Source organism: Pseudolysinimonas sp., from assembly GCF_031389465.1.
In the GTDB taxonomy this organism is placed as follows: Bacteria; Actinomycetota; Actinomycetes; order Actinomycetales; family Microbacteriaceae; genus Pseudolysinimonas_A.
Genome location: NZ_JANMSQ010000160.1, coordinates 20681 through 31119 on the forward strand (window position 1 = coordinate 20681; position 10439 = coordinate 31119).

Sequence of the window (10439 nt, forward strand, 5' to 3'; positions counted from 1 at the left end):
GGGTGCCGATCCTGGCGTTTCATGAGGATCGGCAACGCGGCCGATCGGCGGGGCTTCGAGGGTCATCAGTCGCTCTGACTTCCGGAACGGCTCCGCGCGACGATCATCGATGCGCCGAAGTTGATGACGAGGGTTACCAAGAAGAGAGCGAGACCCGCAGCCATCAGGGCCGACAACTCGAACTCGGATGCCTCGTTGTAACGCAACGCGATGAGGGCCGAGATGGAGTTCCCCCCCTTCTCCAGAATTCGGGGCTGAATCACGTACACCGGCGAGATGATGAGGAAGACGGCGATCGTCTCGCCGAGCGACCGACCGAGCCCGAGCATCGTGCCGCCGATGATTCCGCCGCGGCCGAAGGGCAGCACGACGCTGGTGATCATCCCCCACTTCGTCGCGCCGAGCGCCAGAGCACCCTCACGTTCACCGAGGGGCGCCTGGGTGAAAACCTCGCGCATGATCGAGCTGGTGATCGGCGCGACCATGAGCGCAACGACGATGCCCGCGATGAAGGTCGACGCCGAGAACACGGTCGGGGTCGCGAGCGGGTCGTTCGGGTCGAACCCGTCGACGTGGAACGGCGGGAACCAACCGAAGTAGGTCGCGAGCCACTGCGAGAGGGGCAGGACCAGTGGGGAGAGAAAGAAGAAGCCCCACAGGCCGTACACGATGCTCGGGATCGCCGCCATGAGGTCGACGATCGTGATGAGCATCCGCTTGAGCGCTTCCGGCGCGTACTCGCTGATGTAGAGCGCCGTACCGAACGACAACGGCAGGGCGATGACGATCGCGGTGAGCGCGATGAACACCGTGCCCGCGAACACCGCCGCGATCCCGAACGTCTTCGAGTTGGCTTCCCACGCCTGCTCGGTCAAGAACTCGGGGCCCGCAACCTGCAACGCCTCCGAACCGCGCACCAGCAGGAAGAGGCCGACGAGCGTCATGACGATGAGCACGAGGCTGCCGCTGCTACGCGCGATCCACCGGAAGGCCGCGTCGGGTCGGTCGACCTTTGTCGACAGACTTCGCGGTGAGTCTTCGGCGCGACCATCGTGCGTCGCCGAAAGGAGGTCAGACGAGAGAGCCACGGTCATCCGCCATCAGAGTGGAGTCGCTCAACCGGGTGCCGGGGCTCAGCGTCGCGACCGCGAGCGAGCGGATCGCGAGGGTGATCGAGTTCCGACGGTCGCGTTCGGTCAGGTACCAGCGAGCGCAGGTGATGACGGGGCGGCCCTCACTGCTCAGGTACCAGCCGTACGCGCCACGACCGGCCTCGCTGACGAGACTGACGGTCAGCGAGGCGCTCGCCTCGACGAGGTCACTCGCAGTCGAGTGAGCCTCTTCGAAGCTCTCGTAGACATCGATACCTCGCGCCAGCTGGCGGTTGTTCGCCGACACCAGCTGCCACACGATGGAGCCCTCGGACGTGACGGTGGAGGAACCACCATCGATACCTGCGAGCACGCGAGCCACGTGCGCGGCCCAGGGCCTCAGTTTCGGACTGTCTCTCGTCGCGAAGCGGACGAATACGAGACGGGGGCCAGCGGCCATCGCACGGCTTTCGGATCAGGGGACGTCCTGCGGGGAGTGGTGGACGGCGGACCAACTGTCGAAGCGCGCCCGCAACGAGCGCCCTCAAACACGCGAACGAGAACTCGCTCGGAGGTGAACAATTGCCCCTCGACGGCGGTTCCTGTTTCCGACGCGCAACACGGGCACGACCGTTTCCAACCGCGGCCCGGGCGCGTTCAGATGCCGTTAATCTCCGTCGCCCATTGTTCGGAACCGTGCGCGCCCGAATCCGAACCCTCACCACCTGCCTGACCTTCGCCGCAGCTGTCTCGCTGGTCGGTTGCACGCCGGGTTCCCCGGACCCAGCCGCAACTGAGACCTCACCGATCGCTCAGCCAGAACCCTCGCCATCCCTCACCCCGAACCCGCCCGAGCCCGACTCGATCCTGTGGATCCGCGCGCTCGCGACGGCGCCCAACGGTGCCGAGTTGGAGTTGGAGGCAATGGTGCACCGCTCTTTGTCGTACGAGTACCCGGGGTCGCAGACGATGAACCAGATCCTGATCGACGACTGCGGCGCGACGCTTACCAACGCGATCCTCTACGCGAACCGGTGGAGCATCACGCGCTTGAACGTCACCGCCATCCCGCCATCGGGTTCTGCCGAGTGGCCCGCCGACGAGCGCGTCGGCTTCCGCCCGTCGGCGGATGTCGTCTATGCCGCGGGTCGCGGAATCGTGCAGCCCGATCCTGCGACAGGTGACCTCGCTTGCGTGCAGGACAAGTTCCTGGCGGAGTTGGGCCGCGGTGCAATCGCGGTCGGCATCCCGGGCGACACGATCGACCTCGACCACTTCGGAAACGCCTGGGCCCAGCACACCTGGGGCTTCACGGCGCTCGACGGCGTCGTGCTCTCGGACTGCAGCTTCGAGCTCACCGAGCTCGGCCGCGAGGTCGGAGGCGGCGACGGCTGGACCGAAGTTGCCGGCCCCGCCGGATGCTTCATCGGGCCAGCCGCGGAGCCTTCGGTCTTCTAACCGACAGACGGAGATCGCACTCCGATGCGGTCCGCCCAGGAACCGGTCTGAACGAAGAGTGGGGCGTCGGTCCCGAGGTCGACGACCGCGGTGACGGCACCCGCCTCAAGCCCTGTCGTGGTCGCGGTCCAGGTCAGGCCGTCGGTCGTGATCAGCGAGACGGCGTCGTCCTGAACGAGGAAGACTTGCGAGCCGGTGGCCGTCTGGGTGGCTGAAATCGTCCCGGTCGCGGCGACGCCCGTCGACTCGGTGTGCCAGCCCTCTGCATCGAGCCACGAGCGGAAGAGCATCCCGTTTCTGACGTTGAACACGACCGGCAGTCCTGCGGGATCAACGATCGCCGCGATCTCGCCCCACACCTCGACCCCGGTCGGTCGGGAGTGCCATCCGTCGTTGTCGCCCCAGAGCTCCCAGAGCTCGCCATCCTGCGAGAGGTAGACGGTGGGCCAGAGGCCGCCAAGATCGACTGCCGCGATGTCGCCGCGGATCGCAAACCCCGTCGACATCCGCTGCCAGCCGGAGACGGTCCGCACGCTCATCAGCAACGCGCCGTCGTCGAGGGACATCACGTAGGGCCTGAGGCCGTCCATGCTGACCGCCGAGAGAGTCGTCGCGGTCGATCGCACGCCCGTGTCCGATGCTGTCCAGCCGATGGCCGACCTGGCGATCTGCCACAGCTTGCCGCCTTCGGTGTAGTAGACCTCGGCTCCGCCCGCGAGTGCCGTCGCCGACATCGCGACAGGCGCGATGTCGAGGCTCGTCGCAGAAGACGTCCACCCCATCGCGGAGAGCGACGCGGTCCGGAAGCGGTCGGTCGGCTCGAGGTAGTGGATGAAGTGCGAGATCGAGGCGGCGTCGACGACCCGATAGGTCAGTGGGCCCAATTGCGCGCCACCGCGCCAATAGTCCTCGGAAACGAGGATCGTGCCGTCGTCCTCGATGCGTTCGACGTAGGCGACGTGGCCGTCTTCGCCGTACCCGCCCTTGAATGCGTCCCATTGCGCGACCGCGCCGACGGCGGGCATGTCATCGACGAGGAAGCCGTCGGTGATCGCGTTGGCGGCCCAGTCGGCCGCGTTCCCCGGATGCGTCGGCGGCCGCTCGACGCCAGCCGAGATGAGGCGCCAGGCCACGTAGTTCGTGCAGTTGTGACCGGCAGACATGCCCCAAAACGACACATCGTTCGCGACGCCGCGGGCGGCAAGCCAGGCACCGTCGTCGCACGAGTCCCCTACGCACGGCACGTCGGCCGCTTCCGCTGCCGGTACCACAGCCAGTCCGAGCCCTGCGACGAGGAGCGCTGCGGCCAGTGCACTCACGAGCCGCAGCCGCGAGATCGAGAGGGTAAAGCCGCGGGTCACCGGGACATCGTGACAGCCGTTGGACCGGCTTGCACGAGCGGGGACCGCCAGCAGGCATGGATTCCGCAAGAGTTGACGATCACGTCAGTCGTCGTTCACGTTGCGTCAGATCTCGAGCCGGGCACCGAGTTCGAGCCACTGCTCTTCGAGGGCAGCGGCCTCGGTCTCGAGTTTCGCGATCGCGGTCTGCTTCGCACCGAGGGTGACGTAGTCGCTCGGGTCGCTCGTCTCCAGCTCTGCTTTCGCGGTTCGGATGCCGTGGGTCGCCTTCTCGAGGCGTCGCTCGGTCGCCGCGAGTTCCTTCTCAACCGCGCGACGATCCGCCCCTGACATCCCGGCTGCCCCGTGAATGCTCCCATATGGGATATCTCGCGACGTGAATGATCCCATTTGGGAGATCTCACGGGAACGGGTGCGTCGCAGCTCGAGGTACTGGTCGACGCCACCCGGGAGATGGCGGAAGGCGCCATCGAGTACCGCGTACTGGTTGTCGGTGACGCGTTCCAGCAGGTACCGGTCGTGCGAGACCACGAGCAAGGTGCCCGGCCAGGTGTCGAGCAGGTCTTCCATCGCGGCGAGCATGTCGGTATCGAGGTCGTTGGTGGGCTCGTCGAGGATGAGCACGTTGGGCTCGTCGAGCAGGATGAGCAGCAGCTGCAGCCGCCGCTGCTGCCCCCCGCTGAGGTCTTTCACCGGCGTTGCGAGCTGTGCAGTGGTGAACCCGAGCCGCTCGAGCAACTGGCCCGGCGTCATCTCGACGCCGCCCGAGACGTACGACGCCTTCTGTTGGGCGACGACCGCGCTCACCCGGTCGTTCATGAAGCCGTCGAGCCCGACGAGCCGCTGGTCGAGCACCGCGATCTTCACCGTCTTGCCGCGCTTCACCCGGCCGCTGTTCGGCTGAACGGTGCCGGCGACGAGGCCGAGCAGCGTCGACTTGCCGGCGCCGTTGATGCCGATCACGCCGGTGCGCTCCCCGGGAGCGATGCGCCAGGTCACGTCATCGAGGATCGTTCGGCCGTCGTACGACACCGAGACACCTTCGAGATCGACGACATCTTTGCCGAGCCGCGCGGTGGCGAGCTGCTTGAGCGACACGGTGTCGCGGGGGTCGGGCACATCCTCGATCAACTGGTTCGCCGCATCGATGCGGAACTTCGGCTTGCTCGTGCGCGCGGGCGGCCCGCGGCGCAACCAGGCGAGCTCTTTGCGCATGAGGTTCTGCCGCTTCGCCTCCACGGTCGCCGACATCCGATCGCGTTCGACGCGCTGCAACACGTAGGCCGCGTAACCCCCTTCGAAGGGTTCCAGGATGCGGTCATGCACCTCCCACGTCGTCGTGCAGACCGCGTCGAGGAACCACCGGTCGTGGGTCACGACCACGAGACCACCGCGGGATGCCGGCCAGCGCGTGATCAGGTGCTGGGCGAGCCAGGCGACGCCTTCGACGTCCAGGTGGTTGGTGGGTTCGTCGAGGAAGACGACATCCCAATCCCGGGTGAGGAGTGCCGCGAGCGCAACCCGGCGCTGCTGCCCGCCGGAAAGGTCACCGATCCGGCCCTCCCAGGGCACGTCGCCGAGGAGTCCGGCGATCACGTCCCGCACCTTGGCATCGCCCGCCCATTCGTGTTCAGCTCGATCGCCGACGACCGCGTCCGAGACGAGTTGCTCGGGCGGCAGAAGGTCGCCCTGGTCGAGCATCCCGAGCGTCACCCCGCCGCGGCGGGTGACCTTCCCGCTGTCGGGTTCGAGGCGCCCGGCGAGGATCTTCAGCAGCGTCGACTTGCCGTCGCCGTTGCGGCCGACCACCCCGATGCGGTCGCCTTCGTCGATGCCGACGGTGACCGCGTCGAAGACGACCCGCGTCGGATACTCCAGCCCGACGCTCTCCGCGCCGAGCAGGTGCACCATGCTTCGAGCGTAACCGTGCCGGAGGGAGCGACCTGACCTCCCGGCTCAGCGTCCAGACCGTCGAGTCCGGTTCGGCGTCACCCGCCTCGCGTTAGCCGCCGAAGCGCTGCCGCAGGTCGAGCTTCTTCACCTTGCCCGACGCGGTCCGCGGGAGTTCGTCGACGACGACGACGTTCTTCGGGATCTTGTACCGAGCGATGCGGCCGGTGAGGTACTCCGACAGCCGCTCGGTGGTGAGTTCGGCGCCGTGACGCAGGGTCACGATGGCCCACGGCGTCTCGCCCCAACGTTCATCGGGAATGCCGACGACGGCGACCCCGGTCACCTCCTCGAGCCCGAGAATGAGGTCTTCGACTTCGGCGGGATAGATGTTCTCGCCGCCCGAGATGATCATGTCTTTGAGCCGGTCGGCGACGAACAGGAAGCCTTCGTCATCGAACGAGCCGAGGTCTCCCGTGCGGAACCAGCCGTCGGCGGTGAACGCTTCCGCAGTCGCCGCCGGGTTGCCGTGATAGCCGGGAGTGACGTTCGGCCCACGCACCTGGATCTCGCCGATCTCGCCCGGCTCCAGCGTCAGACCGTTCTCGTCGACGACCCGCACCTCGGTGAAGAAGTGCGCCTGGCCCGCCGAGCCCATCTTCGCGCGGGTACGCGTCGCCGGCAGGTAGGTCGCCCCGGGCGAGGTCTCGGTCATGCCGTAGCCCTGCGAGAACGAGAGTCCGCGGGCCTCGAAAGCTTCGAGCACCCGGGTTGGCACGGGCGAACCGCCGCACGTCAGCTTCCCGAGGGTGGAGAGGTCGGTGCCCGCCCAGTCGGGGTGCTCGGCCATGAACTGGTAGGTCGTCGGCACGCCGCTGAGCATCGTGACGCCCTGCTCTTCGATGATCCGCAACGCACGCCCGGCATCGAACGCGCGCTCGAGCACGACGGTCGCCCCCTTGAGCAGGACGGGCAGGAGCCCCATGCCGAGGGAGGCCGCATGGAAGAGCGGCGAGATCACGAGTGCGACATCGGTCGAGACGATGTCGGCGTCGATGAGCGTGTTGAGGCTGTTACAGGTGAGGTTGCCGTGCGTGAGCACCGCTCCCTTGGGTCGACCCGTGGTTCCCGATGTGTAGAGAATCGCTGCCGGATCGTCGAGCCCCACCCCGGGCGCTTCGGGCGCGGGGTCGACGGCAGCGAGCGCCGCATCCGCATCGACCCCCACGACGATGCGCGGAAGATCCCCGGCGGCCCCCGTCGCGACGGCGGCCGCACGGTCGTCATGAACGAGCAACCGCGCCCCGCTGTCGGCGAGGATGTGCGCAACCTCGGGCGCCGCGAGCCGGGTGTTGACCGGCACGAAGACGACGCCGATCCGCGCCGCCCCGAACAGCACCTCGACGAAAGCCGGCTGGTTCTCACCGAGGAACGCGATGCGATCCCCCCGGCCGATGCCGCGTGCGGTGAACACCGCGGCCCACCGGGCGGCACGGTCGCCGAGTTCGCGGTAGGTCAGCTTCTCGCCGTCACCGTACACGAGCGCGACGACATCACCTGATGTCGCGGCGCGTGTGGTCAGCCAGGAGCCGATTCCGCGGTTCTGCATGGATCCCTCCTCGTCGAGGTGCGTGCTCAGAGGTGAAGGTCAGGCGTAGAAACGGTACAGGCCGCGCGCGACCACTGCCGGTTTCGTGCCGCCCTCGACTTCGATGGTCTGGTCGACGGTCAACTGGTAGCCGCCTGGGATCTCTTCCACCTCGGCGATGACGCCCTTCATCCGGATGCGGGAACCGACCGGCACGGGCGCCGGGAACCGCACTTTGTCGAGGCCGTAGTTGACCCGTGTGCCGACTCCGGTGACGTCGAACAGCTCGGTCCAGAACGGGATCGCGAGCGACAGGGTGAGGAAGCCGTGCGCGATCGGGGCTCCGAACGGGCCGTCCTTCGCCTTCACCGGGTCGACGTGGATCCACTGATGGTCGTCGGCGGCGTCGGCAAACGTGTTGACCTGGTCTTGCGTGATCTCGCGGTACTCCGAGTAGCCGAGGTCGCGCCCCGCGGCGGTGCCGAGTTCGTTGTAGTCGAGGGTGATGGTCATGGTGGTTCTCCTTGTTGGCTTGTTGGGTGTGGTGGGTCAGTGGAACGCGCTCAGGCCGGTGATGCCCCGGCCCACGATGAGCGTGTTGATGTCGTGGGTGCCTTCGTAGGAGTAGACGGCTTCGGCGTCGGCGAAGAACCGGGCAAGTCGGTGCTCGAGCAGGATGCCGTTGCCGCCGGCGACCTCACGGCCGAGAGCGACGGTCTCGCGGAGCCGCGCCGCGGTGAACATCTTCGCGAGCGCGGAATCCTCGTCGATCCACGCTCCCGCCGCCTGACGCTGGGCGAGGCGAACGACGAGGGCGAGGGATGCCGTGAGGTTGCCGAGCATCGTCGCGAGTTTGGCCTGCACCAGCTGGAATCCGCCGATCGCCCGCCCGAACTGTTCGCGTTCGCGCACGTACGCGGCTGCGGCCTCGAACGCACCCGCCTGTGCGCCTACCGCGATCCAGGCGACGTCGGCGCGCATCGCCCCGAGCATCCGACCGACGTCGGCGAAGGTGTTCACTCGCTCCAGGCGAGCCGAGTCGGGCACGCGCACCCCGACGAGTTCGATGTCGGAGTTCTGCACGATACGCAGGGCGATCTTGCCCGTCATCGTCGTGAGCGTCAGCCCGGGGGCGTCGCGTGGCACCAGAAACGCGGCGACCCCGGCGGCGCCACCGTCGTGATCTGCGCGGGCGAAAACGACGATGACGTCGGCGAGCACCGCGCCACCGATCCAGCGTTTGCGGCCGTCGATGATCCAGTCGTCGCCGTCGCGGCGTGCGGTCGTCTCGATGCCGCGTGCGATGTCGGAGCCATGATCGGGTTCGGTGAGCGCGAACGCCCCGCGCAGCTCGAAGGAACGGATGCGGGGGCTGAGCGTCGCGACCTGGGCTTCGGAACCGCCGAGCTCGACGCTCGTGCGGAACAGCCCCGACTGGCCGTTGTAGAACGTCGCGACCGAGACGTCGGTGCGTGCGAGTTCAAAGTTGCGAAAGCCGCGGTAGAGGGCGTGGTCCGCATCGGTCGCCCCGCCGAACTCGGGTGGATCCATCAACCGCAGGTCGGCGAGCGGCGCGATGATCTGCTCGGGAAACGTCCCGCGTTCCCAGTGCTCGGCGACGAGCGGCTCGACCCGGGTGTCGAGCACCTCGCGCAGCCGGGCGAGGGCGGCGCGTTCGATGTCGTCGAGTAGGTCGGCGAAGCCGTACGGGTCGTGGCCGCTCGTCATGCGCTAGAGGCCCAACAGGCGGATGGCGTTGTCGCGCAGGATCTTGCGGGTCACCTTCTCGTCGAACCCGTGAGTCGCGAAGTCGTCACGCCAACGCGTCGGGTGCAACATCGGGAAGTCGGAGCCGAACAACACGCGGTCTTGCAGGTAACTGCGGGCGGCGCGCACCAGGTTCTCGGGAAAGTACTTCGGCGACCAGCCGGAGAGGTCGATCCAGACGTTCGACTTGTGGGTCGCGATCGAGATTGCTTCGTCTTGCCACGGTACCGACGGATGCGCGAACACGATGTCGAGGTCGGGGAAATCGGCGGCGACGCCATCGAGCAACATCGGATTCGAGTAGCCCAGCCGGAATCCGCCTCCGCCGGGAGTGCCCGCCCCGATCCCGGTCTGCCCGGTGTGCACGAGCATCGGCACCCCGAGCCGCGAGAACTCCGCGTAGAGCGGGTAGTACGCCTCGTCGGAGGGGTCGAAGCCCTGCACCGTCGGATGCAGTTTGAAGCCGCGCACCCCGCTGACTTCTACCAGCCGCCGGGCGAGTTCAACGGCATCCGCACCGGTTCGTGGGTCGACCGACCCGAACGGGAGGAGCACATCGGCATTCCGGGCGGCACCGCGTGCGATCTCGGCGCTGTCGATCGGCGGGTGCCCGAGCCCCGTGCGCGCATCGACGGTAAAGACGACCGCCGCCATTTTCAGGTCGCGGTAGAGGTCGGCGATCGCGTCGAGGGTCGGCGTACCGTCGGACTTGAAGTACTTCGATGCCGACTCGGCGAGCGCATCGGGCAAGGACAGGTGCCCCTGCTCGTCGATCTCGATGTGCACGTGCACGTCGAGCGCTTCGAGCCCCTCGACATCGAGCCGCGGCTCGTACCTCTCAGTCACGGAAGGGTCCGATCAGGAGGCCGCGGGCTCGCGACGCAGCTCGTCGGGCAGCGGCGGGAACGACTCGCCGACACTCTGCAGCTGGTCACCGAACGTGGCCGAGAAACCGTCGACGAGAGCGTCGTAGGTCCATCCACCGTCGCGGTACTCGGTGACGACAGGCTCGGGGTGGCTCCACAGCTGCAGCCGATCGCCGCCGACTCCGATCGCCTGACCGGTCACACCCGCTGCCGCGTCGGAGCCGAGGTAAGCGATGAGTCCGGCGACGTCGTCGGCGGTGCCGAAGCCCAGGTCGTGACGGAAGAACGCGGGCATGGCCTCACCAGCGGCGTCCGCTTCGACCGCGGCCGCGAAGTACGGCACGGTGGCAGTCATCGCGGTCGCGGCGACCGGGATGACGACGTTGACGGTCACCTCGGCCTTCTTCAGCTCCATCGC

General features: G+C 67.6%; 10 protein-coding genes. 1 reads left to right on the forward strand and 9 read right to left on the reverse strand.

Annotated elements, in window-relative coordinates; all coding sequences use genetic code 11:
- Positions 1-65: 65 nt before the first annotated feature.
- Both pstC and RMO30_RS06300 read right to left on the reverse strand, forming a co-directional pair.
- The gene (pstC, locus tag RMO30_RS06295; RefSeq protein ID WP_309710917.1) at positions 66-1094 is read right to left on the reverse strand and encodes a phosphate ABC transporter permease subunit PstC; all 1029 of its coding nucleotides are present in this window, start codon (positions 1092-1094) and stop codon (positions 66-68) included.
- Entirely contained in the window at positions 1072-1473 is a 402-nt protein-coding gene (locus RMO30_RS06300) for a hypothetical protein (RefSeq protein WP_309710920.1), read from the reverse strand. The genes pstC and RMO30_RS06300 overlap by 23 nt, the downstream gene beginning before the upstream one ends.
- 314 nt (positions 1474-1787) lie before the next feature.
- On the opposite strand from RMO30_RS06300, the gene RMO30_RS06305 reads away from it, so the two are divergent.
- Positions 1788-2549, forward strand: a complete 762-nt coding sequence (locus tag RMO30_RS06305; RefSeq protein WP_309710922.1) for a hypothetical protein — start codon at positions 1788-1790, stop codon at positions 2547-2549.
- On the opposite strand, the gene RMO30_RS06310 is transcribed toward RMO30_RS06305, so the two are convergent.
- The 7 genes from RMO30_RS06310 to RMO30_RS06340 form a co-directional block, all read right to left on the reverse strand.
- Entirely contained in the window at positions 2546-3910 is a 1365-nt protein-coding gene (locus tag RMO30_RS06310; protein WP_309710925.1) for a CHAP domain-containing protein, read from the reverse strand. The genes RMO30_RS06305 and RMO30_RS06310 overlap by 4 nt on opposite strands.
- Before the next feature lie 105 nt (positions 3911-4015).
- Positions 4016-5821, reverse strand: a complete 1806-nt coding sequence (locus RMO30_RS06315; protein WP_309710927.1) for an ABC-F family ATP-binding cassette domain-containing protein — start codon at positions 5819-5821, stop codon at positions 4016-4018.
- Positions 5822-5912: 91 nt separating this feature from the next.
- On the reverse strand, positions 5913-7409 hold the full coding sequence (locus RMO30_RS06320; RefSeq protein WP_309710930.1) for a long-chain fatty acid--CoA ligase: 1497 nt from the start codon (positions 7407-7409) through the stop codon (positions 5913-5915).
- 39 nt (positions 7410-7448) lie between these two features.
- The gene (locus RMO30_RS06325; protein WP_309710931.1) at positions 7449-7901 is read right to left on the reverse strand and encodes a MaoC family dehydratase; all 453 of its coding nucleotides are present in this window, start codon (positions 7899-7901) and stop codon (positions 7449-7451) included.
- A gap of 36 nt (positions 7902-7937) precedes the next feature.
- Positions 7938-9116, reverse strand: coding sequence for an acyl-CoA dehydrogenase family protein (locus tag RMO30_RS06330; protein ID WP_309710934.1), 1179 nt, complete (start codon positions 9114-9116; stop codon positions 7938-7940).
- Between the two features lie 3 nt (positions 9117-9119).
- A complete protein-coding gene (locus RMO30_RS06335; RefSeq protein ID WP_309710936.1) occupies positions 9120-10001 on the reverse strand; it encodes an amidohydrolase family protein in 882 nt (293 codons plus the stop codon).
- A 12-nt stretch (positions 10002-10013) separates the two neighbouring features.
- A partial coding sequence (locus tag RMO30_RS06340) for an SDR family oxidoreductase (RefSeq protein WP_309710938.1) occupies positions 10014-10439 on the reverse strand: 426 nt, incomplete at its 5' end.

Coding starts and splice junctions, on each gene's coding strand:
- pstC (WP_309710917.1), bottom strand. CDS start 1,094: ATGACCGTGGCTCTCTCGTCTGACCTCCTTTCGGCGACGCACGATGGT.
- RMO30_RS06315 (WP_309710927.1), bottom strand. CDS start 5,821: ATGGTGCACCTGCTCGGCGCGGAGAGCGTCGGGCTGGAGTATCCGACG.
- RMO30_RS06320 (WP_309710930.1), bottom strand. CDS start 7,409: ATGCAGAACCGCGGAATCGGCTCCTGGCTGACCACACGCGCCGCGACA.
- RMO30_RS06325 (WP_309710931.1), bottom strand. CDS start 7,901: ATGACCATCACCCTCGACTACAACGAACTCGGCACCGCCGCGGGGCGC.
- RMO30_RS06330 (WP_309710934.1), bottom strand. CDS start 9,116: ATGACGAGCGGCCACGACCCGTACGGCTTCGCCGACCTACTCGACGAC.